The sequence below is a fragment of the Marinobacter sp. BW6 genome (assembly GCF_008107725.1).
Lineage (GTDB): Bacteria > Pseudomonadota > Gammaproteobacteria > Pseudomonadales > Oleiphilaceae > Marinobacter.
The window spans coordinates 1-421 of record NZ_VIRN01000046.1; the positions used below are offsets into that span (position 1 = coordinate 1).

Annotated in this window: 1 protein-coding gene; it reads right to left on the reverse strand. The window is 58.0% G+C overall.

The genetic code is table 11. The annotated features are described in order from the left end of the window. Positions 1-421: cellulose synthase subunit BcsC-related outer membrane protein (locus FMN52_RS04245; RefSeq protein ID WP_205424897.1), on the reverse strand; the 421-nt coding region annotated here is incomplete at both ends.

Below are 421 nucleotides of genomic sequence, written 5' to 3' on the forward strand. Positions count from 1 at the left end.
GTATCAGCGGCTGCGGCGGTAAATCCATGTCACCCTGCCATCCGGCGGCGGAATAACGTACGTAGAGCAGGAAATGGCTGGGTGCGTAATCTTTCGCCTGCTGGATATCAATTGCCGTGCCAACAAACCAGTTGGAAGTAACACGTCGTTCAAGTAATGCCCGCGCCGTGTAGCCGAAGCCCTGACTGCTGCCGCCATCGTTGGATTGCCGCGCAGCTTCTTCCTGCCAGTCGGTCGGGATCAGATTCATCAGCGGATAACGCGGCATGGTTTTGGTGCGTGAATGCGACCACGAGCCAGACGCACCCAGCTCCCACGACCAGTTTTCCGTGCGCTCCCGCCACATCACCGGTATGGCAAACGACAGGTATTCCTGCGGACTGTAGTAACCGCCCTGACCGAGTGAGTAGCCACTCAGATC